We start from the raw sequence: 26,701 nt of genomic DNA, 5'->3' as shown, positions 1-26,701 counted from the left end.
CCATGCGTCGTGGTGGACCTTCGGTCCTCGGAATCGTCCTTGCGGGCGGAGAGGGCAAACGCCTGATGCCTCTGACCGCCGACCGCGCCAAGCCCGCGGTCACGTTCGGCGGCACCTACCGGCTCGTCGACTTCGTCCTGTCCAACCTCGTCAACGCCGACATCCTGCGCATCTGCGTGCTGACCCAGTACAAGTCGCACTCGCTGGACCGGCACATCACCACCACCTGGCGGATGTCCAGCCTGCTCGGCAACTACGTCACCCCGGTGCCCGCGCAGCAGCGGCTCGGCCCGCGCTGGTACCTGGGCAGCGCCGACGCGATCCTGCAGTCCCTCAACCTGGTCCACGACGAGCAGCCCGAGTACGTCGCGGTGTTCGGCGCCGACCACGTCTACCGCATGGACCCGCGGCAGATGCTGCGGCAGCACATCGAGGGCGGCGCGGGGGTGACGGTCGCCGGCATCCGGGTGCCGCGCGCCGAGTCCTCGTCCTTCGGGGTGATCACGCCGGGCTCCGACGGGCTGACCGTCGAGCGCTTCCTGGAGAAGCCCGCCGACCCGCCGGGCCTCGCCGACGACCCGGAGTGCGTGTTCGCCTCCATGGGCAACTACCTGTTCACCACCAAGGCGCTGATCGAGGCGCTGCACCGGGACGCCGAGGACCCCGACTCGGTGCACGACATGGGCGGCTCGATCCTGCCCCAGCTCACCGAGCGCGGCGAGGCCCAGCTGTACGACTTCAGCGCCAACCACGTGCCCGGCGAGACCAGCCGCGACCAGGGCTACTGGCGGGACGTGGGCACCCTCGACGCGTACTACGACGCCCATATGGACCTGATCGCCGAGCGCCCCGCCTTCAACCTGTACAACCGCGACTGGCCGATCTACACGCACTCCTACCAGCTCTCGCCGGCCCGGTTCAACGCGGGCGGCATCGCCGGAGAGTCGATCATCAGCGCGGGCTGCCTGATCCGCGGCCAGGTCACGCGCTCGGTGCTGTCCCCGGGCGTGCGGGTCGATCCGGGTGCGGTGGTCCAGGGCTCGGTGCTGCACGACAACGTCCACATCGGCCGGGGCGCGGTGGTGCGCGGGGCGGTGCTGGACAAGAACGTGGAGGTGCCGCCCGGCGCGACGATAGGCGTCAACCCGGAGCGCGACGCCGAGCTGTACACGGTGTCCAAGGGCGGCGTGATCGCCCTCGGCAAGGGGCAGCGGGTGCCGTAGGCGACCAGGGGCGGCGCGCTCAGCCGGTCAGCGGCGGGAAGTGGTTGAGCGTGATCGCGCTGGCCCGGCGCACCTCGTCGGCCGGGCTGAACTGGACGTACTCGGTGCCCGGCGCGGTGTGCACGGGGACGTGGCCGGGCGGGGCGTAGAAGGCCTCCCCGGCCGTGTACACCTCGTCGTGGTCGGGGTAGCGCAGCTTCAGCTCGCCCTTGAAGACGTAGCCCCAGTGCGGGCACTGGCAGCGGCCGTCCGGCAGTTCCCTGAGCAGCGGGGTCAGGTCGACGTCCTCGCGGAAGCTGCGGAAGTCCACCGTGTACGGCTCCAGGTCCTCGGACTGCTCGACGACCGGGCCGTAGTCGCCGCCCTGGGTGGCGGTGTCCCGGGAGACCTTGGGCATCTGGTCCACTTCCTTCCGCGGGTGAGGTGCGTCGCCGGGGCCGGCACGACGCGGAAGCGACGCCCCCATGGTGCGCGCCCCGAAGGCCGCGGGTCCACTTGGATCTCCGGGGCCGGGACCGCGCGGCCCGGGACCGCGCGAGCCGGCCTCGGCGGCCGGCTCCCGCGCGACGCGTGGCGCGCGACACCGCCGGGATGCCCGGCTCACCGGCCCCCAGACGTGATCATGCAGGCAACGTCGTCTCCTCCAAAGGACTGCCCGCATGAGATGGACCCGGCGCCTGCGCCTGTGCCTGGCGGGGGCGGTGGCAGCGTCCGCGCTGTCCGCGGCCCCCGTCACCGCACGGGCCGCCGCACCGCGTGACGCCCGGCTCACCGACCTGGTCAACCCGTTCATCGGAACGGCGAACGAAGGCAACACCTTCCCCGGCGCCGCCGTGCCGTTCGGCATGGTGCAGCTGTCGCCCGACACCGGCCACAGCACCGGCTACGACTACTCGCAGAACCGCGTCCGCGGCTTCTCCCTGGTCCATCTCTCCGGCGTCGGCTGCCGCCTCGGCGGCGACCTGCCGGTGCTGCCGACCACGGGCGACATCACCCAGACCGACAACGCCAAGTACGCGGCCGGCTTCCGCCACGAGGACGAGAGCGCGAGCCCCGGCTACTACCGGGTCGGCCTGGACTCGGGCATCCGGGCCGAGCTGACCGCGACCACCCGCACCGGCGTGCAGCGCTACACCTTCCCCGCCACCGACAAGGCCAACGTCCTCATCGACGCGGGCCAGGCCCTGCACCGGACGGTCGCGAGCACGGTGGAGATCCTCGACGACCACACCGTGCGCACCGCGATCACCGGCCGCGGCTTCTGCAAGGACACCCTGCCCTACACGGTCTACACGATCACCCGGTTCGACCGGCCCTTCACCGCCTACGGCACCTGGAACGGTCCCACCGTCACCGCCGGCGCGCGCACCGGACACGGCGGCGCCTATCTGCGCTTCGACACCACCGAGGACCGCACCGTCGAGGCCACCACCGCGCTGTCGTACGTGGACGCGGCCGGCGCGGCCGGCAACCTGCGCGCGGAGGGCGGGCGCCCCTTCGACGCCGTGCGCGCCGCCGCCCGCCGGGCCTGGGAGGACCGGCTGGCCGACGTACAGGTCCACGGCGGCGCCGACACGCTGCGGCGCACCTTCTACTCCGCGCTGTACCGGGCCTTCCTCGCGCCCAACGTCGGCAACGACGCCGACGGCCGCTACACCGGCTGGGACCGGCGGGTCCACCGCACCGACGGGTTCACCTACTACCAGAACTGGTCGCTGTGGGACACCTACCGCACCCAGGCACAGTTCCTCGCCCTGCTCGCCCCCCACGAGTCCCGCGACATGGCGATCTCCGTCGTCCGCATCGCCGAGGAGAGCGGCTGGCTGCCCAAGTGGGGCTACGGCACCGTCGAGACCAACATCATGACCGGCGACCCGGTGACCCCCTTCCTCACCAACGCCTTCCACCACGGCCTGCTCAAGGGCTACGAGGAGCGCGCCTACCAGGCACTCAAGCGCAATGCCGACGAAGTGCCGCCGGCCGCCTCGCCCGCGGTGGGCCGCGACGCCGCCCCCGACTACCTCGCCCGCGGCTTCGCCCCCTACATCCAGGGCCACGAACCGGCGAAGGCCGGCCACTCCGACTACGCCTTCGGCGGCTCGGCGACCCTGGAGTACGCCCTGTCGGACGCCATGCTCGCCCAGATGGCGCGCGCCCTCGGGCACCGCGAGGACGCCGACCGCTACGCCGCCCGGTCGCTGAACTACCGCAACCTGTTCGACCCCTCGACGCGCTTCTTCCGCGCCCGCGACACCTCCGGCGCCTTCACCGGGCCGTGGAGCCCGGCGCAGAGCGTCGGCTTCCACGAGGGCACCGCCTGGCAGTACCAGTGGCTGGTGCCGCAGGACCTGCCCGGCGTGGTGCGCCTGATCGGCGGCGAACGGCTCGCCAACGAGCGGCTGGACGAGTTCTTCGCCTACGACCAGCTGCTGAAGGACCCGGCGAAGACGGCCCGCGAGGTGTGGGTCAACGGCCCGTACGCCTACTACGACACCGACAAGTACAACCCGCAGAACGAGCCCGACCTGCTCGCCCCCTACACCTACCTGTCGACCGGGCAGCCGTGGAAGACCACCGACGTGGTGCACGCCGCGCTGACCCTGTTCACCGACGAGCCGACCGGGCTGACCGGCAACGACGACCTCGGCACCATGTCCGCCTGGAACGTGCTGTCGTCCATCGGCCTCTACCCGGTGCAGCCGGGCTATCCCACCTGGGGCCTGTCCACACCCGTCTTCGACCGCGTCGACCTCAGGCTGGACCGCCGCTACTACCCGCGCGGCGCCCTCACCGTCACCGCGCCCGGCACCTCCCACGACACGCGGTACGTCCAGACGGTGCGCGCCGACGGAGTGACGTACGAGCGGACGTATCTCACCACCGCCGCGCTGCGCTCGCTGCGCACCCTGCACTACACCGTCGGCCCGCGCCCCTCGTCCTGGGGAACGTCGGCGCAGGCGGCGCCGCCCGCGCTGCGATGAGCGCCCGTCCCGCCCCGCGGTCCCGGTGCGGATCACGGGGCGGGACGTCATCCGAAGGTAACCGTGCGTAGCCTGATCGTACTTGACCGTAATCGGTCGAGAGCGGTTGACTGCAGACTCACTCACCGCCGACGCGAGGCAAGCCATGACTTCCGATCCACTCGCTCCCCTCGACCTGGCGTTCTGGAACATCGAGTCCGCCGACCACCCCATGCACCTCGGCGCCCTCGGCATCTTCTCCGCGCCCTCGGCCACCGCCGCCGCGCACGCCGCCGACCTGCTCGCCGCCCGCGCCGCCGCCGTCCCCGGACTGCGCATGCGCATCCGCGACACCTGGCGCCCCCTCGACCTGCGCCACCCCCTCCCGCACGGCCTGCGGGACGGACTGCGCCGGCCCCTCGCCCTCGGCGGCGCCACCCGCGAACCCGACCCCTGCTTCGACCCGCTCCACCACGTCCGGCTGCACGCCCCCGCCCGCGACTTCCAGGCGGCGGCCGGCCGGCTCATGCAGCGCCCGCTGGAACGCAACCGGCCGCCGTGGGAGGCCCATGTGCTGCCCGGCGAGGCGGGCGACTGCTTCGCGGTGCTGTTCAAGTTCCACCACGCCCTCGCCGACGGACTGCGCGCCCTGAGCCTCGCCGCCGCCATCATGGACCCGATCGACCTGCCCGAGCGCCGCCCCCGCCCCGCCGAACCCGCCCGCGGCGCCCTGCCCGACGTGCGCAGACTGCCCGGCCTCGTACGCGGCGCGCTCGCCGACGTCGGCCGCGCCCTGGACATCGGCGCCTCCGTCGCCCGCTCCACCCTCGCCACCCGCCCCCTGCCCGCGCTCACCGCCGAGCCCACCGGCACCCGCCGCACCGCCGGCGTCGTCCTCGACCTCGACGACGTGCACCTGGTGCGCAAGGCCGTGGGCGGCACCGTCAACGACGTGCTGATCGCGGTCGTCGCCGGCGCCCTGCGCACCTGGCTCGACGAGCGCGGCGACTCCAGCGAGGGCGCCGCCCCGCGCGCCCTGATCCCCGTCTCCCGGCGCCGGCCGCGCACCGCCCACCCGCAGGGCAACCGGCTCTCCGGCTATCTGATGGAACTGCCCGTCGGCGTCGCCGACCCGCTGCGCCGGCTCGCCGCCGTGCGCACTGCCATGGACCGCAACAAGGACGCCGGACCCGACCGGGGCGCGGGCGCCGTCGCCCTCCTCGCCGACCACGTCCCCGCCCTCGGCCACCGGCTCGGCGGCCCTCTGGTCGGCCAGGCCGCCCGGCTCTGGTTCGACATCCTCGTCACCAGCGTCCCGCTGCCCGGCTTCGGCCTCCGGCTCGGCGGCCACCCCCTCACCGCCGTCTACCCCTTCGCCCCCCTCGCCCCCGGCCAGTCCCTCGCCGTCGCCGTCTCCACCTACCGCGGCCGCGTCCACTACGGACTGGTCGCCGACGCCCGGGCCGTACCCGATCTGAACCGGCTGGCCCGCGCCCTGTCCGAGGAGGTGGAGACCCTTCTCACGGTCTGCGCGCCTTGATCGTCGCGCGTTTGGCGGTACGCCGCGCCGCTGCCGTAAAATCCCCCGTTCGAAAGCGAGCGCGACTTCACGCGCCGTGTGGACGACCAGGGAAGCGGCAGCGCGATGACGGTGACAGACGAGGGCTCCACGGCCACGGACGAGGTGGTGTACGCACCGGGCGGCGAGCCGGCGTACGAGCCGGGCGACGCGGCCGGGTACGGCCCCGGCATCGACCCCGAGCGCCTCGCCGTCTGCCTCGACGTGCTCCAGGAGCTGGACCGGATAGAGGTCGACCACCCCGACGCCATCGCGGTGCGCCGGGCCACCTCGCACATCTACCGCATGGTCAAGCAGCGCCGCCGCCAGGAGCGCCGGGCCGCCAAGACCGCCCACGACAAGGCGGTCACCGAGGCCACGGCCACCGGCTCCGCCGAGCGCATCGACGACGAGACCGAGGGCATCCTGCCCTCCTCGCGCACCGAGGAGGGGGCGATCGCCGGCGTCCTGCGGCGCCCGCGCTCCTGCTACGTCTGCAAGCAGCGCTACGTCGAGGTCGACTACTTCTACCACCAGCTGTGCCAGAAGTGCGCCGCCGACAACCGCGCCCGCCGCGACGCCCGCACCGACCTGACCGGCAAGCGCGCCCTGCTCACCGGCGGCCGCGCCAAGATCGGCATGTACATCGCGCTCAGGCTGCTGCGCGACGGCGCGCACACCACGATCACGACGCGCTTCCCGAACGACGCGATCCGCCGCTTCAAGGCCCAGCCCGACAGCGCCGACTGGATCCACCGGCTGAAGATCGTCGGCATCGACCTGCGCGACCCCGCCCAGGTGGTCGCCCTCGCCGACTCGGTCGCGGCCGAGGGCCCGCTGGACATCCTGATCAACAACGCCGCCCAGACCGTACGCCGCTCCCCGCAGGCCTACAGCGAGCTGGTCGCCGCCGAGTCGGCCCCGCTGCCCGCCGGCGAACTGCCCGCGGCCGAGGTGATCGGCACCTTCGGCTCCGGCGCGGTCGCCGCGCTGCCGGTGGCGGGCTCCGGCGCGCTCACCGCGCAGGACGTCACCGACCTGGCCCTGGTGTCCGGCTCGGCCTCCCTGGAGCGCATCGCGGCCGGCACCGCCATCGACGCGGGCGGCCTCGTCCCGGACCTGCACGAGACCAACAGCTGGATCCAGACGGTGGAGGAGGTCACGCCGGTCGAGCTGCTGGAGGTCCAGCTGTGCAACTCGACGGCGCCGTTCCTCCTGATCAGCCGGCTGCGCCCGGCGATGGCCGCCGCCGCGGCCCGGCGGACGTACATCGTGAACGTCTCCGCCATGGAGGGCGTCTTCGACCGCGGCTACAAGGGCGCGGGCCACCCGCACACCAACATGGCCAAGGCCGCCCTGAACATGCTCACCCGCACCAGCGCCCAGGAGATGTTCGAGAAGGACGGCATCCTGATGACCGCCGTCGACACCGGCTGGATCACCGACGAGCGCCCGCACCCCGACAAGGTGCGCCTCGCCGAGGCCGGCTTCCACGCCCCGCTCGACCTGGTCGACGGCGCGGCCCGCGTCTACGACCCGATCGTGCGCGGCGAGGCGGGCGAGGACCTGTACGGCGTCTTCCTGAAGGACTACGCGCCGGGCAAGTGGTAGGCCGAGCCGCTTTCTGACGGGGTATCAGTCGACGGCTTCGAGGCGCGAGTCGCGCGCCGCGAGCAGTCCGAGGAGCGTGCGCCAGTCCTCCAGGACGCCCGCGTCGGAGCCGTCGGTCAGGGCCTCCTCGGCGGCCTGGCGCAGGGCGGCCGCGTCCTCGTCCGGCCCGTCGGCGGCCGCCGCCCGCACCAGCCGGGCCACGCGGGCGCCGAGCAACGGGCGGACCGCGTCGGCCGCACGCTCGGCCGGGCCCGTGCCCGGGCCCGGCCCCAGCAACTGCCCGATGCCCTGCACCAGGCCCGCCACCTGGAGTTCCTTGTCGGCCGGGCGGCGCCGGCGCAGCAGCGCGGCGGTGCGCAGGGCGTGCTCGTGCGCATCGACACGGCGGCCGGGCCCGGCCGGAGCGAGAGCGGCGCCCCGGCAGGCGTACAGCAGGTCCATCAGCTCCTCGACACTGCGCAGCTCCATGCGCCAGTCCTCCCGCGAGACAGCCGTTCGGCATATCAGCAGATCATGGCCAGCTTTCGATGCGGCCAACGGGATCTGAACGACGGGACGTAGACCGAACGAGTGAATTTCGGTCCCCGTCACGGGGACGAATCGCCGCGAAGCCGCGCAAGCAACACGCTTGACTCCAGATAGTTACCCGCTCTTTGCGGCCCCATCGAGCAGGGGGCCGCTCATTTGGTTAATCTGGAGCAGACGGACAGCACCGAAGGGTTCCCACCACACCCACGGTCCGTCCCGGGGCGAGCCGGTGCACCACGGCCGGATCGGACCTCGGTTGCCGACGCCACCGCGTCCGACCTGCTTGACCCATACCCGAGCGGGACCCAGGCGCCGTGGCGCACGGTGGCCGAAGGGCCCCGAGGGTGACCGACACATAAGGAGTGCGCGGTGACACCGGAGAAGACGAATCTCGACCAGGGAACCAGCGAACGCGCGGAGCGTTCGGGCCGGCGGCCCGGAGACCTCGGCAGCCTGGACGTGTGGGCCCGCTCCGCCCCCATCCGGCTCGCGGGCTACGAGGAAGACCTCGCCGAGCCGCACATCCTGCCCAGCGTGGACTGACCGGCGCTCCGGCCCGGCCCCGCGCCGGTCCCCGTTCGCCGACGGCATGGGCGTGACCCGTGCGAGACGCACGCCCATGCCGATGCGAGACGCACGCCCAAGCTTGATCAGGTGCGAGACTCACACCCATGCTGATCAGGGAAGCCGTGGCCGGCGACTGGCCGCGCATCTGGCCGTTCTGGCACCGCGTCGTCGCCGCCGCCGAGACCTACGCCTGGGACCCGGACACCTCCGAGGAGGACGCCCGCGCGCTGTGGATGAGCCCGGCCAAGCGGGTGTTCGTCGCCGAGGACGAGACCGGCGCGATCCTCGGCTCCGCCTACCTCACCCCCAACTACGGCGGCCCCGCCGCCCGGATCGCCAACGCGGGCTTCATGGTCGACCCGGAGAAGACCGGCCGGGGCGCCGGCCGCGCCCTCGCCGAACACGTCCTGGCCGCCGCCGCGGCCGACGGCTACCGCGGCATGGTCTTCAACGCCGTGGTGGAGACCAACCCCGCCGTGGCGCTGTGGACTTCACTGGGCTTCACCGTCCTCGGCACCGTGCCGCGGGCCTATGAGCACCCGCGGCACGGTTTGGTCGGGCTGCACATCATGTACAAGGACCTCTGAGCCGACGGCCATACGGATCAGGCAGTGCGCAACTCGCCCTGCTCCTAAGCTGGTTCAGCGGTCCTGCGCCACGGCCGCAGCTCCTCGATCCGCTGCGCGACGTCCAGCAGCACCGCCTCCGAACCGGGGCGTCCCGCCAACTGCACCGCGCAGGGCGCCCCCGAGGGCAGCGTGCCGAACGGGACCGCCATCGCCGGCCAGCCCGTCAGATTCCACGGCGGCGTCATGGGCGAGTAGTTGGTGTCGGCCAGCACATTGCGCAGCCAGCCCCGCTCGTGCCACGGCCCGGCCTTGGGGGAGCGGCGGGCGAGCGCCGGGGTGAGCAGCACGTCGTGCTCGGCGAAGAACGGCTCCAGCCGCCCGCGCAGTTCCTCCCGCGCGGTGCCGGTGCGCACCCCGGCCAGGAACCGCCGCCCGACGGCCGCGTGCACGCGGGTGCGCCGGGCCAGTCGGCGCGGGTCCAGGCCCGCCGCGTCCACGGCGGTGCCGGCCGTCCAGTGCCGCAGGGCGGTGAGCCCCAGCGAGAGCGGATACGGCGGGTCGGCGCGCCGCACGAGGAGACCGGCCCCGGCCAGCAGCCGGGCCGCGTCCCGGACGGCGAGGGCGTACGGCCTGCTCACCGCGGTCCCGGCGAGCGGGCTGCGCACGGACACCGCGACGGCGGGCGAGCCGTCCCCGGCGCCGCGCGGGAACCCGGCCCCGGCCAGCACGGACAGCATCAGCCGGGCGTCCTCGACCGTGGTGGCCAGCGGCCCGTTCTCCGACATGCCGAACCAGTCGCCCTCGCCGATGCCCGCGGGCACCACCCCGTACCCCGGTTTGATCGTCACCAGGCCGCAGTTGGCGGCCGGGATGCGCAGCGAGCCCATGCCGTCGTTGCCGAGCGCGATCGGCGTCATCCCGGCGGCCACCGCGGCCGCGCTGCCGCCGGAGGAACCGCCCGCCGTGCGCGCGGGGTCCCACGGGTTGCGGGCGGTGCCGAACACGCCCTCGGTGGTGCCGAAGACGCACAGCTCGGGCACGTTGGTCAGCCCGACGACCACCGCGCCCGCCGCCCGCAGCCGGGCCACGGTGACATGGTCCTCGGCGGCGGGCGCGTCGCTCGTCGCGGCCGTCCCGACGCGGGTGGCCTCGCCGCGCACCGCGAGGTTGTCCTTCACGGCCACCGGCACGCCCGCCAGCGGCAGTTCGCCGAGATCGGCGCGGGCCGCCACCGCGTCGGCCTCGGCGAGCGCCGCCTCGGCGCGGACCGTGCGGAAGGCGCCGATCCGGCCGTCCAGCCGCTGGATCCGGGCCAGGTGCTCGGCCACCACCTCGCGGGGCGTGGCCCGCTTCTCGCGTACGGCGGCGGCGATCTCGGCGGCACTGCGGCCGGCCCAACTGGTCACGGGCGCTCCTCGGAACGGGACGGCGACCCCGCACCGGGGGTCGTACTCACGAGTAGGTAGGGAGAACTCTGCCCGGACCGGAGCCGTACGTCGAGGGGCCCGGCCACTACCGCAGGGGTTTACCCAGGGGCCGACTCCGGGTGCAGACGGGGGTCAACCGACGGGGCAGACGGGGTCCACTCCTGGTGTGACGCCACACCCGGCCCGCGGACGTACGTTTCTCCATGTCCATGACGTTGCGTCCCGGCGGTGCCGCCGCCGGGCGCGCGGTTTGGCGGCCGACGCCGCCGCGCCGCACCGAAGTCATCAGGGGGAGACACCATGATCCGCTCACGCTGGAAGTCCGCGTCCGTCGTCGCCGCCGGCTCCGCCGCGCTGCTGGCCACCGGCCTGGCGTTCGCGCCCACCGCGTCCGCCGACGCCTTCCGCTGCGGCTCGGCCGGCAGCGACCCCAGGGCCTGGTGCGCCTACGTGCAGAAGGCGCCCAACGGCCTGAAGGCCCACACCAGGCCGAGCACCAGCGCACCCACCTCGTTCACCCTCGCCAACGGCAAGAAGGTGGAGGTCGACTGCTGGACCACCGGCACCTCCGTCAACGGCTACACCATCTGGGCCGGCCTGTACACCCCGTACGGGCACCGCTACGTCAGCGACTACTACCTGAGCACCGGGCACATCCAGAGCTACGTGTCCCACTGCTGACCGGCGGGTCACCAGCGGCGAGCGGGCGCGCGGCACCTCGGCGCGCCCGCTCAGCCCGTCCGCTCAGCCCGTCCGCGACACCCGGTCCAGCCGGGTCGGCGGCAGGAACTCGCGCACGTACTCCCGGTGCCAGCAGGCGCCGCTCTCGCGCAGCTCCCGCCAGGTGGTGTACCGGTAGCGGAACAGACGCGCCCGCACATGGCGCGGCGGCGTGTCCGGCGGGAAGGGGGAGCGGCGCAGCAGCCGCAGGGTGGCGCGGTCGTTCTCCAGCAGCCGTTCCACCAGGGCCCCGAACCAGGCGCCGGCGTACGCCGGGGACAGCGCGGCGAACCACATCATCCAGTCCAGGCGCAGATGGTAGGGCGCGAACTGGCGCGGCCAGCGCCGTGGGTCGCCCGGCTTGCCCTTGAACGCGTACTCCCGCCAGTCGGAGTCCTCGCGCGGCACCTCGTCGAGCGTGCCCTCCACCACCACCTCGTAGCGGACCCGGCTGACGCTGCCGAACGCGCCGTAGGTGTTGACCAGGTGCAGCGGGTCGAAGGAGCGGTTCATGACCTGCCGGCGCGAGACCAGGTTCACCACCGGCCGGTAGCTCAGCACCACCACCAGCGCGGCCACGGCGCAGACCACCGCCTCGTACCACAGCGGCGCCGCCGCCACGGACGGCGGATGCGCCGGGAAGCGCACCGCGGACAGCGCGAGCACGATCGTCAGCCAGTTCAGCCAGGCGAAGTTCCCCGACAGCACCAGCCACAGCTGGGTGAGGATCATCAGCGCGGCGCCCGCCGTCGCGATCGGCTGCGGGGTGAACAGCAGGAACGGCACCAGCAGCTGGGTGACGTGGTTGGCGGCCACCTCGACCTTGTGCAGCGGGCCGGGCAGACGGTGGAAGAACCAGCTCAGCGGGCCCGGCATCGGCTGGGTCTCGTGATGGTGGTGCAGACAGGTCAGCTTGCGCCAGCACTCGTCGCCGCGCAGCTTGATCAGCCCCGCCCCGAACTCGACCCGGAAGAGGATCCAGCGCAGCAGGAACAGCACGAGGACGGGCGGGGCCACCTCGTCGTTGCCGAGGAACACCGCGAGGAAGCCGGTCTCCAGCAGCAGCGACTCCCAGCCGAAGCCGTACCAGGTCTGCCCCACGTTCACGATCGACAGGTACAGCGCCCACGGCACCAGCCACAGCAGCATCCCGCCCCACAGCGGCAGCCACGCGTCCAGCCCCGCCAGCAGCGCCGCCGCCACCGCGCAGCCCGTCCAGGCGACCACCGCGAACAGGGTGTCGGAGTAGCGCAGGTGGAACAGGCTCGGCGCCCGCTTGAACGGCACCCGCCCGACGAACCGGGGGATCGGCAGCATGCCGCGCTCGCCGAGCAGCGCCCGGAACTGCAGCGCCGCCGTCAGGAACGCCACCAGGTAGACCGCGGCCAGCGCCCGCTGGAACACCAGCCGGCTCAGCCAGTACTCGGGTGCGGTGAACCATCCCACGGTGTGCACTCCCTGGTGACGACGGTGCCGCCGGACGCCGCGGGCACCGTCCGCGCCCGCCGCCCGGCCCGTATGACACCGGTGTGTGAAGGCGGACACCGGTCACGGGCTCCGGCTACCCCGCTCCCCGCTCGAAGAATCAGGCAAATCCTGGCAAGGTGGCCCCATGGCTGAACGGGGAGCGCACACCCTGTCACTCCCGGCCGACTGGCCCGCGAACCGGGATCCGATCCTCGCGCTGAACCGCATGGGCAGCTTCGACTGGGACCTGGACACCGGTCTGCTCAGCATGGACGCCCAGGCCTACGAGATCTTCGACGTCACCCCCGAGGAGTACGACGGCTACGCCGTGAGCCTGGTCCCCCGCGTCCCCGGCGGCGAGGGTCGGCGCCTGGACGCCCTGGTCGCCCGGGCGATCAAGGAGGGCCGCGAGAACTACGGCACCTACATCCGCCTGCGCTGCCGCGACGGCTCCCGGCGCTGGGTCTACACCCAGGGCTACATCCGCCGCGACGAGACCGGCCGCCCCCGCCGGGTCTTCGGCATCGTCCGCGACGCCACCGCGGAACTCGACGACATCGCCGGCCGCGAGGAGCGCGCCGCCCGCGAGGCCGCCCGGCGCGACCAGACCAACGTCGTCCAGATCACCACCGCCGCCCTCGCCCACGCGCACACCGTCCAGGACGTCATCGACATCGTCAAGGACACCCACGGGCTGCCCCTGCTCGGCTCCACCAGCCTCGTCCTCGGGCTGGTCGAGGCGGGCAGGATCCGGCTCGTCGCCGAGGGCCCCGAGGGCGCCTCCGTGCCCGGCACCCGCGTCACCCGCATCGACGAGCCGTACCCGATGAGCGAGGCCGTGCGCACCCTCAGCCCGCGCTTCATCGAGTCCGCCCAGGACTTCGCCGACCTCTACCCGATCCTGTGGCCGCACATCACCGACCTGAACATCACCTCGGCCGCCTACCTCCCGCTGATCGCGCAGGGCCGCCCGATCGGTGGCATGGGCCTGCTCTACAGCGGCCGGCACGGCTTCACCACCGAGGAACGCAACGTCCTCGTCGCCCTCGGCAGCAGCATCGCGCAGAGCCTGCAGCGGGCCATGCTCTACGAACAGGAGAAGGACCTCGCCCAGGGCCTCCAGCAGGCCATGCTGCCACGCACCATCCCGAGCGTCCCCGGCGCCGACGTCGCCGTGCGCTACCGCTCCGGCTACGCGGGCGGCTCCCTCGGCCGCGACATCGGCGGCGACTGGTACGACCTCATCCCGCTGCCCGGCGGCCGGGTCGGCGCCGTCATCGGCGACGTCCAGGGCCACGACACGCACGCCGCCGCCGTCATGGGCCAGCTGCGCATCGTGCTGCGCGCCTACGCCGCCGAGGGCCACGCCCCGGCCACCGTGATGGCCCGCGCCTCCATCTTCCTGCACGAACTGGACACCGACCGGTTCGCGACCTGCCTGTACGCGGAGGCCGACCTGTCCACCGGCGTCGTCCAGGTGGTACGGGCCGGCCACATCGACCCGCTGGTGCGCCTGGACGACGGAACCTGCCGGCGCGTCGAGGTCGACGGCGGGCTGCCGCTCGGCCTGTCCGCCGAGTTCGGCAGCCTGGATTACCCGGTGTGCGCCATGGAGCTGGACCCCGGCCAGTCGCTCATCCTGTGCACCGACGGCCTGGTGGAGCAGCCCGGCGCCGACCTGGACGACGGCATGCGCGCGCTGGCCGCCTCCGTCGCCGCGGGCCCCGACGACGTACGCGAACTCGCCGACCGGCTGATCGCGCTGGCCGAGGCGCGCGGCGGCGACGACGACGTGGCCCTGCTGGTGCTGCGCCGCCGGGCCCTGACCGAACGCCAGCCGGTCGGCCGGATCCAGCAGCACGTGGCGCCCGGCGACCCGGAGGCCCTGATCCAGGCCCGGCACATGATCGGGGCGGCGGTCCGCTCCTGGGGCGCCCGGGAACGCTCCGACGAGATCGAACTCGTGGCCGACGAGTTGATCACCAACGCCCTCATGCACACCGAGGGCGCGGCCGTCGTCACCCTGCGCGTGCTCAGCGGCACCGACCGGCGGCTGCGCGTCGAGGTCGAGGACTCCTCCAGCGCGCTCCCGCGCCGCCGCGAGCCGGGGGAGCAGGGCGTCTCGGGCCGCGGGCTGCTGCTGGTGGACCGGCTCACCGACGTGTGGGGCGTGGAGGCGCGTGGCGGCGGCAAGTGCATGTGGTGCGAGTTCGTGGTGCCGGAACGCGGCTGACCGGCGGGGAGGCGGCGCAGGCCCGGGTCGTCGCTCGTCCCGGGTTGCCCCGCGTACGGGGCTGACGCGCGTGCCGGGCCGTTGTCGGCGCCGGGTGGCACTCTGGTAGGCATGCCGGAACTGCCCGAGGTGGAAGCGCTCAAGGACTTCCTCACCGAGAACCTGGTCGGCCACGAGATCGTCCGGGTGCTGCCCGTCGCCGTCAGCGTCCTGAAGACGTACGACCCGCCCGTCACCGCCCTGGAGGGCCACGAGGTCACGGCGGTGCGCCGGCACGGCAAGTTCCTGGACCTGGAGACCGGCGGCGGCCCGCACCTGGTCACCCATCTCGCCCGCAGCGGCTGGCTCCAGTGGAGGGACCGCCTCCCGGACGGCCCGCCCCGCCCCGGCAAGGGACCGCTGGCGCTGCGCGTCGCCCTGGAGACCGGCGCGGGCTTCGACCTCACCGAGGCCGGAACCCAGAAGCGCCTCGCCGTGTACGTCGTACGGGACCCGCGGGAGGTGCCCGGGGTGGCCCGGCTCGGCCCCGATCCGCTGGCCGACGACTTCGACGAGGAGCGCTTCGCCCGCCTGCTCGCCGGGGAGCGGCGGCAGATCAAGGGCGCCCTGCGCGACCAGGGGCTGATCGCGGGCGTGGGCAACGCCTACAGCGACGAGATCCTGCACGCCGCGCGGATGTCCCCGTTCAAACGCACGGCGGCGTTGACCGAGGAGGAGATCGCGGGCCTGTACGCGGCGCTGCGCACCACGCTGACGGAGGCGGTCGAGCGGTCTCGAGGGGTCGCGGCCGGGCGGCTGAAGGCCGAGAAGAAGAGCGGCCTGCGCGTGCACGGCCGGACGGGCGAGCCCTGCCCGGTGTGCGGCGACACCGTCCGCGAGGTCTCCTTCAGCGACTCCTCGCTCCAGTACTGCCCGACCTGCCAGACCGGCGGCCGGCCGCTGGCGGACCGCAGACTGTCCCGGCTGCTCAAGTAGCCGGGACGGACGGGCAACCGGGGACGCACGCCGGCGGACCGGGAAGGCGCGGGGCGGGCACGCGCGGGCCGGGAAGGCGCGGGGCGGGGCGCCGCTCAAGGCGGGTCCAGCGTCACCAGATGCCGTCCGTCCGTCGTGCGCACCTCGAAGCGGGCGATCTGTCCGGGCCGCAGCGCCGCGCCCCCCGTCATGGTGGCCGGCCGGGTCTGGTGGGAGCGGACGGCCCAGGTCGCCACCGTCTGCTCCGAGCCGTCGTGGCCGACCGCGACGAGCCGGCACGCGTGCGGCCCCGTCCCGTCCGCGACCCGCAGCCACACCTCGCTGCCCCAGGCCGCGTCCGCCGCCCTGACCTCGGCCCGCACCCCCGTCCGTGCGTCGGTCGCCGCCACCGCGACCGGCCCCGGCCCGCCCCCGTGCTGCCGGGCGAGGGCCGTCGCCGCAGGACCGCCGACGGCGAGCACCGCACAGGCGGCCAGCGCGAACAGCGTCCGCCGCCGGCCCGCCCGCCGGCGCCGCGTCACCTCCCCGGCCAGCCGCTCCAGCAGCCGCGGCCCGGGCTGCGCCGTCGGATGCACGAAACGGGGCGTGGCGCGCCGGTACAGCAGCAACTGCCGCGCCGTGGGACCGAACTCGGTGACCTGCGCCGCGCACCGGGGGCACTCCGTGAGGTGGTCCTCGAAGCGGAAGGCGTCCGCCTCGTCCAGCACGCCGAGCGCGTACGCGCCGACGTCGCGATGCCGTTCCAGGGACCTCATGCCGAATCCTCGCGGTGGGTGCGGGCGGGGTTACTCCTTGCTCCCACCCGTACGCACCGCACAGCCGAATCACTCAAGCCACGCACCGAATCGTGACCAAGAGATTCGGAGCGGCCGGGCCCGTGGATTGGTCGCGCTCGGGAAATGGCTTCCGAGCTGCGCCCCGGAGCCGGAAACGGAACCGTACGCGCCACCCCCGCGCCCCCGCTCGGCCCCGCTGCGGGGCCGATCCGGAGGCCGGGAAGAGGCTAGAAAAGGTGGATGGCGAGATGGCCGAGAGGCAGCCCGAGCTGCCAGGCCGGCGTCCACACCTTCGGGCCCTCGTCCTCGCCCACCGCACCCGCGCCGTCCGGCACCGCGTCCAGGTCGGGCGCGAGCAGTTCCGTCTCCACCAGCCAGCGCCAGGCCGCCTCGGCCAGCGCCAGGTCCGGCGACGCGGCGCCGCGGGCGTGGGCGTCGGCCGCCAGGGCGGCCAGCCGCTCGCACACCCAGTCCTGCCACGGCTGGTCGTACGCCGTCAGCGACAGCCAGGTCTCCAGCTGGGAGATCACCCGGATGCCGGACAGCTCACCGCCGGTGTCGGACAGGAAGACGGTCAGCGCCAGCGCGTCCCGCCCCGCGCGGAACTCCACCGACGCCGGCGGCATCAGGTCCCCGGTGCGCAGCAGTTCGTCGGCGATGTACTCGGCGTAGAACCAGGCCATGGGGACGGCCGAGGCGTCGCCGCCCTCGCCGTCCGTGCCCTCTCGACCTCTGTGCAGCATCCCTTCCTGCCTTCCTCCGGTGCGTGCGCGTCACCCGGCCCCGGCTCGTCGGGCCAGGCGCGTCCGGAACACGCCTGAGGACAGCCGATTACTCAACCGTGGTCCACAGCAAGGCGCTTTGCGAAGGCTTGACGCTGCCGACGGTTTCACCGCAGGTCGGCCGCGTAGCCCGGCAGCATCCGGCGCAGGGCGCGCAACGCGTAGTACGCGCGGGATTTCACGGTACCGGGTGGAATGCCCAGGGCCTCGGCGGCCTCCGCCACACTGGCCCCCTGGAAATACACCAGCACCAGGACTTCACGGTGGCGCGGAGTGAGTGTCTTCACAGCCTCGCGCACATCCAGCGTCGCGGCCGACCGTTCGGCGTGGTCGGCGATCACCCGGGCGCTCTCCAGGACGGCGTCCCCGACCTCCGGCGGCCTGGCCTGCCGGGCCCGGCGCGCGTCGATGGCGAGCCGGCGCGCGACGGTCAGCAGCCAGGGGCGCACCGAGTCGAACGCGTCGGCGCGCAGCGCCTCCGGGTGCTGCCAGGCCCGTACGAGGGTCTCCTGCACGAGGTCCTCCGCGCGCTGCCGGTCGCCGTCGCACAGCCTCAGCAGCAGGGCGAACAGGGGCCGGCCGTGCTCGCGCTGGAGCGCTGCCAGCTCGTGCTCGGCGGTCGTGGGCACACGGGTGAGGGTGGTTCCGGCCGTCATGGCCGTATGGCACCGCAGCGGACCGTGCGGGGACAGGGGGCGGACACGGCTGTGCGACGGACGGTCGATGGCGTCGGTGAACGGTACGACGAACGGTCCGTCAGGCCCCGTGTCCTCCACCGGACGGGCTAACGGCCGCGCCCGCGCCGTTTGCGACGGCGGACGACTTCGTAGTCATTGTCTGTCTTGTCCGTCCATATGACCGACATCGCCCACCCGTGGGCACCCTCGCCCGCCCCTTTCCGGCACCCGCCCGCCCGTCCGTCCCGCACCCGTCCGCACGACCGTCCCGGCGCACCGGCGCCCCGACGCACGCTCGCAGTGAGGTGAACCGATGATCGCACGCAGACACCAGGTGGCCTTGGCCGTGACGGCCCTCCTCGCCGCGGGCGCCGCCTGCCGGGCCGAACTCCTGACGCGGGACGCCGCGCCGCCCCGGCCCGCCCCGGCGGCGCCCGGAGCGCGCGCGGGCGCGTTCACGCTGGTGGCCTCCGGCTCCCTCCTCGCGGACGGCTCCGCCGCCGACCGGGCCGCCTTCGACGCGGGCGGCGCGGGCCACGACTTCCGGCCGATGCTGGCGGACGTACGGCCCCTGGTCGCCGGCGCCGACCTGGCGCTGTGTCACCTGGACACCGTCCTGGGCGCGAGCGGCCCGCGGCAGAACGTCCCGCTGGCCCCGCCCGAACTGGCCGAGGGCCTGGCCGCGACCGGCTACGACGGCTGCGCGACCGCCTCCGAGCACACCCTGGACGACGGCGGCGACGGCGTACGGCGCACCCTGGACGCCCTCGACGAGGCCCGCGTACGGCACGCGGGGTCGGCGCGCGCCGAGGCGGAGGCGCGCGGCGTCGCGCTGCTCGGCGCCGGCTCCGCCCTGGTCGCCCATCTGTCCTACAGCGACGGCACGGACCGGCCGTTCCCGCCCGGGCAGCCGTGGGCGCTGAACCTGGCCGACGCCGACCGGATCGTCGCCGACGCCCGTGCCGCCCGGAAGGTCGGCGCCGACGTGGTCGTCGTCTCCCTCGACTGGGGCACGCGCGGACAGGACCGGCCCGACGCGCGCCAACTGGACCTGGCCCGGCGGCTGACCGCCGCCCGCGACGGCGAACGCCCCGCCGTCGACCTGGTCCTCGGCGGCGGCGCCCACGCCCCGCAGCCCTACGAGAAGGTCAACGGCACCTGGGTGGTCTACGGCGCCGGCGACCAGATCACGGGCGTCCCGGCCGGCGCGAACGGCACGGCCGGCCCGCGGGCCGGCGAGAGCACCCTCGCCCGCTTCACCTTCGCCCCGCCCGCCCGGCCCGGCGGACGCTGGGAGGTGGTCCGCGCCGAGTTCGTCCCCACGCTGTACGACAGGGACGCCGGACGGGTGGTCGACCTCGGCGAGGCCATCGCCCGCGGCGCCGACCTGGAGGGCGTACGCGAGCGCATCCGCGCGACGGTCCTCGCCCGGGGCGCGGCGAAGGACGGGCTGGTGATGGGCCGCTGAGGGAGCGTCGCCGCGTCGCCGCGTCGCCGCGTCGCCGCGTCGCCGCGTCGACGGGAGGGCGGGGAGGCGGGACGGCGGGACGTTCGGTCCGTCGGGAGCCGGTCGGTCGGGCGTCCGGCCGGTCAGTCTCCGGTGCCGCCGGTGTTGTCGGTGGGCCGGGGCCGGGCCAGGACCGACCGCTTGTACGAGTACCCGAAATAGATCACGCAGCCGATCAGGAACCACACCACGAACCGCAGCCACGTCTGCCACTGCAGGAACGTGATCAGCCAGATCGAGAAGACCACGCCCAGCGCCGGCACGAACGGCATCCACGGCGTGCGGAAGGCGCGCGGCAGTTCGGGCTGCCGGTAGCGCAGCACGATCACCGCCGCGCACACCACCACGAACGCCAGCAGGATGCCGATGTTGGTCAGCTCCGCCGCCTCCGCGATCGGCAGGAACCCGGCGATGAGCGCCGAGGCCACCCCGACGATCCAGGTCACCCGGGTCGGCACGTGCCGCGTGGGATGGGTCTTGGCGAACCAGCGGGGCAGCAGCCCGTCGCGCGACATCGCGAACCACACCCGGGTCACGCCCAGCATGAACGTGAACATGACCGTGAGGATGCCGATGATCGCGCCCACCGCGATCACGTCCGCCAGCCGGTTCAGCCCCACCGACTTGAACGCGGTCGAGAAGCCGCTCTCCTTGTCGATGTCCTTGTAGTTCTGCATCCCGGTCAGCACCAGACAGGCCGCCACGTACAGCACCATCGCGATCACCAGCGAGTAGATGATCGCCTTCGGCATGTGCCGCTGCGCGTCCTTGGACTCCTCGGCCGCCGTGGACATGGCGTCGTAGCCGAACACCGCGAAGAACACCGTCGCCGCGCCCGTGAAGGCCCCGCCGACGCCGTAGGGGAAGAACGGGTGGTAGTTGGCCGTGTCGATGTGGAAGACGCCGACGAGGATCACCACCAGCACCACGATGACCTTCAGCGCCACCACCACCGTCTCGAAGCGGGCGGCGCTGCGGATGCCGAGGGTCAGCAGCCAGGCGATGAGCAGGCACAGGATCGCGGCGAAGAGGTCGACCTTGTGGCCCGGCCCGGTCCCCGGCGCCCCCAGCATCCAGGCGGGCAGATGCGCGCCCATGTCCTCGACCAGGAAGCTGAAGTAGCCGGAGATGCCGATGGCGACCACCGCCACGATCGCCGTGTACTCCAGCAGCAGGTCCCAGCCGATGAACCAGCCGGCGAACTCGCCGAGCACCGCGTAGCCGTAGGTGTAGGCCGAGCCCGCCTTCGGGATCATGCCCGCGAACTCGGCGTAGGACAGGGCCGCCGCCGCGCTGGCGACGCCCGCGATGAGGAAGGACACCAGCACCGCGGGGCCCGCCGTGCCGTTCGCGACCGTGCCCGCCAGGGTGAAGATGCCCGCGCCGATGATGCCGCCGACCCCGATCGCGGTCAGCTGGAACAGACCGAGCGAACGTTCGAGCCGGGGTCCCTCGGCGGCTTCCGTCTCCTCGATGTGTTCGATGGGTTTACGGCGGAGGATTCCCTCACCCATCCGGAGTCCGGCCATGAGCCTCACCTCTTCGCAGACGGCAGTCGGCTGACGGCGGATCATGACGGCCCAGGGCCGCCGGCCCCCGAAGACCGCGTACCGGCCGGACGCCGAGCGCGGCGGCCGGCCGGTCGCACCGGTCTACGGCACCACCGTCACCGGCCATCGTCCCGCCTTCACCAGGCGGACCGCCACCGAGCCGATGATGCGATGACCCGCCTGCTCCGAGGCGCCGACGACCACCGCGTCCGCCTTCAGCTCGTCCGCCGCCTTCACCAGGCCGTTGTACGGGTCCCCGCGGAAGGTGTGGAACTCCCAGCGAACGGCGAATATCCCCTTCAGCCGCTCGGCGGACTCCCGGATCTGCTGGACCAGGTCCTCGGCGATCTCGTCGGTCGTGTCCGCCACCGGCGCCCCGAGCGCCGCCCCCGCCGTCATCACCGGCTGGACGTACACCAGAGCGAGCAACGCGCCCTGACGCCGGGCCAGTCCGGCGGCGTACGCGGCGGCCCGCATCGAGGACTCCGAGCCGTCCACCCCGGCCACGATGACCTTCGGCCCGTCCGTGCCCCGTTCGAAACGGTGCTGCTGCCGCTCGTGCTCCTCGTGCTGTTCCGTCACGCCGCGAGGCTATCGGAAGGACGCGTTCCCGTTGAGGCCCGGGCGGTGCCCGAGTGCGGGACGGGAGCCGAGCGGGCGGTTGTCGAAGCGGTTCGCCGCGAATGGGCCGGGCGGGTGCTTTCGTGCCGCCGTACCGGTGCAGGGCGGACGCTCCGGTCACTGATGAGTCATGCAGAAGGATCAGTTGATCACACGGCGCCGACTGCTGTTCGCCGGCGCCGCCGCTCTCGGGGCGGGCGCTGCGGGCACGGCCGGCCTGCTGCTCACCGGCTCCTCCGACACCCGGTCCGCCGCCCCCGCCGCGGGCCCCCAGGCGCGCGGCCCCCAGAACTCCTCCGCCTACCGGCTGCGGCCCCTGACCGGCGACGTCCCGCAACGCGCCCAGCCCCTGCCGACCAAGGTGCGCACCGCGCCGATCCTGCACTTCTCGGGCCGCGGCAACACCATGCTGCTGACGTTCGACGACGGCCCCAACCCCGAGTACACGCCGCACATCCTGGACACCCTCGCCAAGTACGACATCCGGGCGACCTTCATGGTGTGCGGGGAGATGGCCGACTGGAACGGGGACCTGCTGGCCCGGATGGCCGACGAGGGGCACGTCGTCGGCAACCACACCTGGACCCATCCGCTGCTCACCCAGCTCAGCCGCAGCGAGGTACGCGACGAGATCGAGAGCACCAGCGACGTCATCGAGAAGGCGTACGGCTCACGCCCGCTGTGGTTCCGCGCCCCCTACGGGGCCTGGAACCGCACGGTGTTCCAGCTCAACGCCGAGATGGGCATGGAACCGCTGGCCTGGACCGTCGACAGCCTCGACTGGACCACCCCCGGCACCGGCACCATCGTCCGCCGGGTCGAACGCGGCGCCGCTCCCGGCGTCGTGGTGCTCTCCCACGACGCCGGGGGCGACCGCACGCAGACGGTGCGGGCGCTGCGCAAGTACCTGCCCGAACTGCTGGACAAGGGCTATCGCTTCACGGTGCCGCGCCGGACGTACACCTGACGCCGGGCGCGGCCCGACCGCCCGGCCGGGCCGGATCGGTGCGCCCACCCGGACCGGTGCATGGACGCGGACCGGTGCACGGGCCCGGACCGCTCAACGGGTCTGGATCAGGCGGGCGAAGACGACGACGTTCCCCTGGTATCCGGTCTGCTTGGTGTATTCGCCGCCGCAGGTGATGAGCCGCAATTCCGGCGTCCCTTTCGAGCCGTACACCCGGTCGCCGGGGAAATCGTCCTTCTCGAACACCTCCACGCCGTACACCTCGAATACGGCCGTCTTTCCGTCCTGCCGCTGGACTTCGACGTGGTTTCCCTTTTTCAGGGCGCCGAGTCCGTAGAACACCGCCGGGCCCATTTTGTTGTCCACATGGCCGACGACGACCGCCGTGCCCTTCTCGCCGGGCGTGACCGCGCCGTTGAACCAGCCGGCCAGGTTCGGGTCGTCCGGCGGCGGCGCGGCGACCCAGCCGTCCGCGTCCACGCCGACCGGGGTGACCGGCGCGTCGACCTGGATCACGGGGATCCTGACCCGGTCGGGCACCGAGCGGTCCAGCGCCTGCACTCCGCTCGCGGGCGGGGCGCTGGGCGGCGCGTGGGTGATGTCCGGGGCGGCGGCCTTCGCGGGCTGGGGCGGGCCGACGTCGAACTCCCCGGAGCCGTTGCGGATGAGAGCGAGCCCGGTGAGCAGAACCAGCGCTATCACGCCCCACGGAGCACGCTTCCGCCGCGGCTCGTGCTCCTCCTCGGCGGCACCAACGGACAGCTCGCTCACAGACATTCGCCATCCCCTCTCGGCGTGGCCGTCGCCCCGCCGTTCGCGCATACGAGAACGCTAAGTCGCGCACGCGCAACCGGCGACGGGACGGCGGCGAACGGGTGGCCGCCGCACTTCCCGTGCGCCATCCGGGACGAGCCGGGCGGGTGTTTCCCCGCAAGTGGTGACCTGCACCGTTGTCCAACGGGGTGAATTCCGCGGCGTATCGGCTCACCGATACGGACCAGCTCCGAAATGCGGCCCGGAACAGGGCGGCCGAGGGTTCCTTTCGGGAGGTGCTTTCTCGCCGAACGTCCGGGTACGGGTCCCGGGGCGCCTTCCGCGGAGGAGCACATGCGCACTACTCGTACCCCCTTGCCGGTCCTCGTGGCGGCCCTGGCGGCGGTCGGGCTGGCGGCGCCGGCGGCCGTCGCGAAGGGCGGCGACGTCCCCGGCGCCAACGCGGGAGGCGGTCCCGGAAACGGTCAGGTCGGCGGCAATGGGCAGGTCGGCGGCTTCGGCAACGCTCCCGGGGGCGGCTTCGGGACCGGGCCGGGGGGCGGCTTCGGCAACGGCCCCGGCAACGGACCGGGCGTCGGCCCGGGCAACGGCTTCGGGAACGGACCCGGCAACGGACCGGGGAACGGGCCGGGCGTCGGGCCTGGGAACGGTTTCGGCAACGGCCCCGGCGTCGGGCCCGGGAACGGTTTCGGCAACGGTCCGGGCAACGGCTTCGGCAACGGTCCGGGCAACGGCCGGTCCGGGGGCGTGGAGAACGGCCGCGGGCACGGGCACGGCTTCCACCACGGGCAGCCGGGCAACGGACCCGGCTTCGGTCCCGGCGGCGGTCCCGGGGGCTTCGGCCCCGGAAACGGCTTCGGCAACGGCCAGGTGGGACCGGGCAACGGCCCCGGACCCGGCCCCGGCGGCGGCCTCGGCAACGGCCCCGGCGGCTGGGGCGGCGGCGTGGGCGGTGTCGGAGGCGTCGGCGGCGGCCCGGGCGGCGGGGTCGGCGGGGGCAGCGGCGTCCGCAACATCACGGCCCTGCCCGCCGCGATCGCCCGCGGCGGACGGCTGACGATCACGGTCGAGGGCTGCCGCAACGGCGGCACCGCGTCCTCGCCCGCTTTCGCCCCGACCCCGCTCAGGCCCTTCAACGCGGCGGGCGAGACCGCCCGCGGCACCGCCACGATCCGCTTCGACGCCCGCCCCGGCACCTACGACATCACCGCCAACTGCGAGGGCCGCTCCCTGACCCGACCCGCGGCCTTCACCGTCGTCGGCGGCGTCAACGGCGGTGTCGGCGGCGGCACCACCACCGGCGCCACCAAGGCCGACGTGGCCATCGGCGGTGGACTGCTGGCCGCGGGCGCCGTCGGCGGCGGGGTGTTCTGGCTGCGCCGCCGCGCCGGCAAGCGGGTCTGACGACGCGACCGGACACAGCACACGGCGCACACGGCTTTCGCCCCGGACCTTCCGAGGTCCGGGGCGAAAGCCGTGTGCTGTGCGCCGAGGCGGAAGGCGCGGTCAGGCGGTGCCCTCCTCGCCGGTACGGCGGCGCGAGAGGTAGTACGCCGCGCCCACCGAGCCGCCGATCAGCGCGGTGCCCATGCCGATCTCCTTCAGGTCGAAGCCGGCGATGGTGCCGCCCTCGCCCGCACGGACACCGTGCTGGAAGTGCTCCGGCTTGCCACCGCCGCCGCCCCGGCCGCCGCCGTAGCCGCCGTCGTCGCCCTCGTCGGAGCCGCCGCCACCGCCGTACGACCCGCCGCCGCCCCCGCCGCCGTACGACCCGCCGCCACCGCCGCCGTAGGAGCGGTCGCCGCCGCCCCCGCCGCTGTCGCTGCCGTAGGAGTGGCCGTCACCGCCGCTCGCGAGGGCGGCGGGCGCGGCGAAGGTGAGGGCGCTGACGCCCAGCACCGCGGCCGAAACGACGCCTATTACGCGCATGATGGTTCCTCCGGTCCCCGAGGAGCAGCCGCGGACTTTTTCCGCGTATGCCGGAAATGCGCCTCGATGATCGAAACGCTAGGAACATGTGCGCCGCGGCGCGATCACACTCGGGCGAACGGGGCAACGGTGTGCGCCGCACGGGGGACGGGGCTTCCGCCGGGGCCACCGGGGGCCGGGTGCGGGAGCGGAGGCGGGACCGGGGGCGAGGCAGGGGAGACGACGACGGTGCGGCGGCCGGGGCCCGGCGGTCGTGAGGCGGCGTCAGGCGCCCCGCCGCCCCCGCGCCGGTGAGGGGGCGTCAGCCCATCACCCGGTGAGGTTCGGGAACAGGTCCAGGAAGGCGCCCGCCGACGCCCCGACGCCCCGGCTGTAGGGCGCGTCGAAGTCCCAGATCAGGAAGAGCAGGAAGGCGATCAGCGCGGAGAACAGCCCGGCCAGAACCAGTTCGCGCGCGGTGCGCCGGATCTGGAGCACGAACACCATGCCGATGGTGACGACGGCCCCCGCGATCAGACCGAACCAGACCACGCCGGGCATCGTGGCCCCGGTGGAGTCGGCGCGCGCCGCGCGGGCCTGGTCGGCGGCGGTCACCTGGTCCACCAGCGGCTGGTAGGCCTGCGCCTCGAAGTCCGACTTCGGCTGGTAGTCGGTGACGTCCGCGCGGATCTTCTCCAGCAGCCGGTCGCCCTCAGGGGTGACCCGCCCGTGCTCGGCCATCGTCTTCCACTCGGTGTCCACGACGTGCGAGACATAGGCGTGGACGTCGGCGCGGATGCCGTCGCGCACGTCCGGCGGGTAGACCCGGACCCGTTCGGAGATCTCGTGCAGCGCCAGTGCCTCGGCCTGCACATGGTCCTGGGCCGCGACGCGCGCCTCCCAGACGCCGGCGATGGCGAGCCCCAGCACGATGGCGTACACCACGCCGATCCACATCGTCATGTACTCGATGACGTCCGGGGTCTCACTGGGATCGTCGTCCTCGGCCGCCGTGCGGTGCCGCAGCAGGGTGATGACGACCACCACGGCGCAGGCGGCCAGCATCGCAAGGAGCAGAACAAGCCATTCCGACAACGGGTTCCTCCAGAGGGTCAGCGCGGGCGGAGCGCGACTACGGCGGCCAGGGCGGGCACCGCGATGAGCAGGACGTAGGTGATCGGCGACGGGGCGCGCGGCGGGGTCCGCCGGTGCGGCTGGGCGTGGTACTTCGGGTATGTCACCGGCTTCACCGACGGGCGGGGACGCGGACTGGGCGTCGGTCTCGGCTTCGGCGCGGGTTT

24 protein-coding genes are annotated in these 26,701 nt (G+C 73.6%); 12 read left to right on the top strand and 12 right to left on the bottom strand.

Translation table 11 applies throughout. The annotated features are described in order from the left end of the window. Positions 1-2: 2 nt before the first annotated feature. Positions 3-1,223, top strand: a complete 1,221-nt coding sequence (gene glgC, locus K7787_RS22425) for a glucose-1-phosphate adenylyltransferase (RefSeq protein ID WP_027758698.1) — start codon at positions 3-5, stop codon at positions 1,221-1,223. 19 nt (positions 1,224-1,242) lie between these two features. Here the strand turns inward: glgC and K7787_RS22420 are convergent, their stop codons facing one another. Continuing rightward, positions 1,243-1,620, bottom strand: a complete 378-nt coding sequence (locus tag K7787_RS22420) for a cupin domain-containing protein (protein WP_169436280.1) — start codon at positions 1,618-1,620, stop codon at positions 1,243-1,245. Between the two features lie 262 nt (positions 1,621-1,882). Between K7787_RS22420 and K7787_RS22415 the strand changes: the two genes are divergently transcribed. From K7787_RS22415 to K7787_RS22405, 3 genes are all read left to right on the top strand, one after another. After that, positions 1,883-4,204 carry a GH92 family glycosyl hydrolase gene (locus K7787_RS22415; protein WP_223002703.1) on the top strand — a complete coding sequence of 774 codons (2,322 nt, stop codon included), beginning with the start codon at positions 1,883-1,885 and terminating at the stop codon, positions 4,202-4,204. A 145-nt stretch (positions 4,205-4,349) separates the two neighbouring features. Continuing rightward, positions 4,350-5,723 carry a wax ester/triacylglycerol synthase family O-acyltransferase gene (locus K7787_RS22410; RefSeq protein WP_043261575.1) on the top strand — a complete coding sequence of 458 codons (1,374 nt, stop codon included), beginning with the start codon at positions 4,350-4,352 and terminating at the stop codon, positions 5,721-5,723. Positions 5,724-5,828: 105 nt separating this feature from the next. Next, positions 5,829-7,352: an SDR family NAD(P)-dependent oxidoreductase gene (locus K7787_RS22405; protein WP_247721171.1), complete on the top strand. Its 1,524-nt coding sequence runs from the start codon at positions 5,829-5,831 to the stop codon at positions 7,350-7,352. Positions 7,353-7,376: 24 nt separating this feature from the next. Here K7787_RS22405 and K7787_RS22400 read toward each other — a convergent pair whose 3' ends face one another. Continuing rightward, the gene (locus K7787_RS22400) at positions 7,377-7,820 is read right to left on the bottom strand and encodes a hypothetical protein (RefSeq protein WP_223002702.1); all 444 of its coding nucleotides are present in this window, start codon (positions 7,818-7,820) and stop codon (positions 7,377-7,379) included. Positions 7,821-8,249: 429 nt separating this feature from the next. Here K7787_RS22400 and K7787_RS22395 point away from each other — a divergent pair, with 429 nt between their 5' ends. After that, entirely contained in the window at positions 8,250-8,423 is a 174-nt protein-coding gene (locus K7787_RS22395) for a hypothetical protein (protein WP_009191740.1), read from the top strand. A 128-nt stretch (positions 8,424-8,551) separates the two neighbouring features. Then, positions 8,552-9,034: a GNAT family N-acetyltransferase gene (locus tag K7787_RS22390; RefSeq protein WP_223002701.1), complete on the top strand. Its 483-nt coding sequence runs from the start codon at positions 8,552-8,554 to the stop codon at positions 9,032-9,034. A gap of 44 nt (positions 9,035-9,078) precedes the next feature. Here the strand turns inward: K7787_RS22390 and K7787_RS22385 are convergent, their stop codons facing one another. Beyond that, positions 9,079-10,422 carry an amidase gene (locus K7787_RS22385; protein ID WP_223002700.1) on the bottom strand — a complete coding sequence of 448 codons (1,344 nt, stop codon included), beginning with the start codon at positions 10,420-10,422 and terminating at the stop codon, positions 9,079-9,081. Between the two features lie 321 nt (positions 10,423-10,743). On the opposite strand from K7787_RS22385, the gene K7787_RS22380 reads away from it, so the two are divergent. Continuing rightward, positions 10,744-11,124 carry a hypothetical protein gene (locus K7787_RS22380; RefSeq protein WP_009191743.1) on the top strand — a complete coding sequence of 127 codons (381 nt, stop codon included), beginning with the start codon at positions 10,744-10,746 and terminating at the stop codon, positions 11,122-11,124. A gap of 63 nt (positions 11,125-11,187) precedes the next feature. On the opposite strand, the gene K7787_RS22375 is transcribed toward K7787_RS22380, so the two are convergent. Then, on the bottom strand, positions 11,188-12,609 hold the full coding sequence (locus tag K7787_RS22375; RefSeq protein ID WP_223002699.1) for a lipase maturation factor family protein: 1,422 nt from the start codon (positions 12,607-12,609) through the stop codon (positions 11,188-11,190). 166 nt (positions 12,610-12,775) lie between these two features. On the opposite strand from K7787_RS22375, the gene K7787_RS22370 reads away from it, so the two are divergent. Continuing rightward, positions 12,776-14,863 carry a SpoIIE family protein phosphatase gene (locus tag K7787_RS22370; protein ID WP_223002698.1) on the top strand — a complete coding sequence of 696 codons (2,088 nt, stop codon included), beginning with the start codon at positions 12,776-12,778 and terminating at the stop codon, positions 14,861-14,863. 111 nt (positions 14,864-14,974) lie between these two features. Next, positions 14,975-15,838, top strand: a complete 864-nt coding sequence (locus tag K7787_RS22365) for an Fpg/Nei family DNA glycosylase (RefSeq protein ID WP_223002697.1) — start codon at positions 14,975-14,977, stop codon at positions 15,836-15,838. 95 nt (positions 15,839-15,933) lie between these two features. On the opposite strand, the gene K7787_RS22360 is transcribed toward K7787_RS22365, so the two are convergent. The 3 genes from K7787_RS22360 to K7787_RS22350 form a co-directional block, all read right to left on the bottom strand. Continuing rightward, a complete protein-coding gene (locus K7787_RS22360; RefSeq protein ID WP_223002696.1) occupies positions 15,934-16,593 on the bottom strand; it encodes a zf-HC2 domain-containing protein in 660 nt (219 codons plus the stop codon). A 248-nt stretch (positions 16,594-16,841) separates the two neighbouring features. Beyond that, the gene (locus tag K7787_RS22355; RefSeq protein ID WP_019985436.1) at positions 16,842-17,357 is read right to left on the bottom strand and encodes a hypothetical protein; all 516 of its coding nucleotides are present in this window, start codon (positions 17,355-17,357) and stop codon (positions 16,842-16,844) included. A 146-nt stretch (positions 17,358-17,503) separates the two neighbouring features. After that, positions 17,504-18,052, bottom strand: a complete 549-nt coding sequence (locus K7787_RS22350) for a sigma-70 family RNA polymerase sigma factor (protein WP_019985435.1) — start codon at positions 18,050-18,052, stop codon at positions 17,504-17,506. A 334-nt stretch (positions 18,053-18,386) separates the two neighbouring features. On the opposite strand from K7787_RS22350, the gene K7787_RS22345 reads away from it, so the two are divergent. Further along, on the top strand, positions 18,387-19,541 hold the full coding sequence (locus K7787_RS22345; RefSeq protein WP_223002695.1) for a CapA family protein: 1,155 nt from the start codon (positions 18,387-18,389) through the stop codon (positions 19,539-19,541). A 122-nt stretch (positions 19,542-19,663) separates the two neighbouring features. Here K7787_RS22345 and K7787_RS22340 read toward each other — a convergent pair whose 3' ends face one another. Together K7787_RS22340 and K7787_RS22335 are read right to left on the bottom strand one after the other, a co-directional pair. Beyond that, positions 19,664-21,109 (bottom strand): amino acid permease, encoded by a 1,446-nt coding sequence (locus K7787_RS22340; RefSeq protein WP_223002694.1) that lies wholly within the window; start codon positions 21,107-21,109, stop codon positions 19,664-19,666. A 123-nt stretch (positions 21,110-21,232) separates the two neighbouring features. Next, entirely contained in the window at positions 21,233-21,712 is a 480-nt protein-coding gene (locus tag K7787_RS22335) for a universal stress protein (RefSeq protein WP_009191751.1), read from the bottom strand. Positions 21,713-21,881: 169 nt separating this feature from the next. Between K7787_RS22335 and K7787_RS22330 the strand changes: the two genes are divergently transcribed. After that, entirely contained in the window at positions 21,882-22,718 is an 837-nt protein-coding gene (locus tag K7787_RS22330; RefSeq protein WP_223002693.1) for a polysaccharide deacetylase family protein, read from the top strand. 93 nt (positions 22,719-22,811) lie between these two features. On the opposite strand, the gene K7787_RS22325 is transcribed toward K7787_RS22330, so the two are convergent. Then, positions 22,812-23,495 (bottom strand): class F sortase, encoded by a 684-nt coding sequence (locus tag K7787_RS22325; RefSeq protein WP_009191753.1) that lies wholly within the window; start codon positions 23,493-23,495, stop codon positions 22,812-22,814. A gap of 330 nt (positions 23,496-23,825) precedes the next feature. Between K7787_RS22325 and K7787_RS32305 the strand changes: the two genes are divergently transcribed. Then, positions 23,826-24,896 carry a hypothetical protein gene (locus tag K7787_RS32305; RefSeq protein ID WP_308036430.1) on the top strand — a complete coding sequence of 357 codons (1,071 nt, stop codon included), beginning with the start codon at positions 23,826-23,828 and terminating at the stop codon, positions 24,894-24,896. Positions 24,897-24,998: 102 nt separating this feature from the next. On the opposite strand, the gene K7787_RS22315 is transcribed toward K7787_RS32305, so the two are convergent. Both K7787_RS22315 and K7787_RS22310 read right to left on the bottom strand, forming a co-directional pair. Further along, positions 24,999-25,421, bottom strand: a complete 423-nt coding sequence (locus tag K7787_RS22315) for a hypothetical protein (protein ID WP_223002719.1) — start codon at positions 25,419-25,421, stop codon at positions 24,999-25,001. 309 nt (positions 25,422-25,730) lie between these two features. Next, on the bottom strand, positions 25,731-26,495 hold the full coding sequence (locus tag K7787_RS22310) for a bestrophin-like domain (protein WP_009191755.1): 765 nt from the start codon (positions 26,493-26,495) through the stop codon (positions 25,731-25,733). Positions 26,496-26,701: the final 206 nt, after the last annotated feature.

The sequence above is a fragment of the Streptomyces sennicomposti genome, from assembly GCF_019890635.1.
Lineage (GTDB): Bacteria > Actinomycetota > Actinomycetes > Streptomycetales > Streptomycetaceae > Streptomyces > Streptomyces sennicomposti.
The sequence above is the reverse complement of the archived record's forward strand: the minus strand, read 5'-3'. Positions and strand labels throughout refer to the sequence as shown.

Coding starts and splice junctions, on each gene's coding strand:
- glgC (WP_027758698.1), top strand. CDS start 3: ATGCGTCGTGGTGGACCTTCGGTCCTCGGAATCGTCCTTGCGGGCGGA.
- K7787_RS22420 (WP_169436280.1), bottom strand. CDS start 1,620: ATGCCCAAGGTCTCCCGGGACACCGCCACCCAGGGCGGCGACTACGGC.
- K7787_RS22415 (WP_223002703.1), top strand. CDS start 1,883: ATGAGATGGACCCGGCGCCTGCGCCTGTGCCTGGCGGGGGCGGTGGCA.
- K7787_RS22410 (WP_043261575.1), top strand. CDS start 4,350: ATGACTTCCGATCCACTCGCTCCCCTCGACCTGGCGTTCTGGAACATC.
- K7787_RS22405 (WP_247721171.1), top strand. CDS start 5,829: ATGACGGTGACAGACGAGGGCTCCACGGCCACGGACGAGGTGGTGTAC.
- K7787_RS22400 (WP_223002702.1), bottom strand. CDS start 7,820: ATGGAGCTGCGCAGTGTCGAGGAGCTGATGGACCTGCTGTACGCCTGC.
- K7787_RS22390 (WP_223002701.1), top strand. CDS start 8,552: ATGCTGATCAGGGAAGCCGTGGCCGGCGACTGGCCGCGCATCTGGCCG.
- K7787_RS22380 (WP_009191743.1), top strand. CDS start 10,744: ATGATCCGCTCACGCTGGAAGTCCGCGTCCGTCGTCGCCGCCGGCTCC.
- K7787_RS22370 (WP_223002698.1), top strand. CDS start 12,776: ATGGCTGAACGGGGAGCGCACACCCTGTCACTCCCGGCCGACTGGCCC.
- K7787_RS22365 (WP_223002697.1), top strand. CDS start 14,975: ATGCCGGAACTGCCCGAGGTGGAAGCGCTCAAGGACTTCCTCACCGAG.
- K7787_RS22360 (WP_223002696.1), bottom strand. CDS start 16,593: ATGAGGTCCCTGGAACGGCATCGCGACGTCGGCGCGTACGCGCTCGGC.
- K7787_RS22355 (WP_019985436.1), bottom strand. CDS start 17,357: ATGCTGCACAGAGGTCGAGAGGGCACGGACGGCGAGGGCGGCGACGCC.
- K7787_RS22350 (WP_019985435.1), bottom strand. CDS start 18,052: ATGACGGCCGGAACCACCCTCACCCGTGTGCCCACGACCGCCGAGCAC.
- K7787_RS22345 (WP_223002695.1), top strand. CDS start 18,387: ATGATCGCACGCAGACACCAGGTGGCCTTGGCCGTGACGGCCCTCCTC.
- K7787_RS22340 (WP_223002694.1), bottom strand. CDS start 21,109: ATGGCCGGACTCCGGATGGGTGAGGGAATCCTCCGCCGTAAACCCATC.
- K7787_RS22330 (WP_223002693.1), top strand. CDS start 21,882: ATGCAGAAGGATCAGTTGATCACACGGCGCCGACTGCTGTTCGCCGGC.
- K7787_RS22325 (WP_009191753.1), bottom strand. CDS start 23,495: ATGTCTGTGAGCGAGCTGTCCGTTGGTGCCGCCGAGGAGGAGCACGAG.
- K7787_RS32305 (WP_308036430.1), top strand. CDS start 23,826: ATGCGCACTACTCGTACCCCCTTGCCGGTCCTCGTGGCGGCCCTGGCG.
- K7787_RS22315 (WP_223002719.1), bottom strand. CDS start 25,421: ATGCGCGTAATAGGCGTCGTTTCGGCCGCGGTGCTGGGCGTCAGCGCC.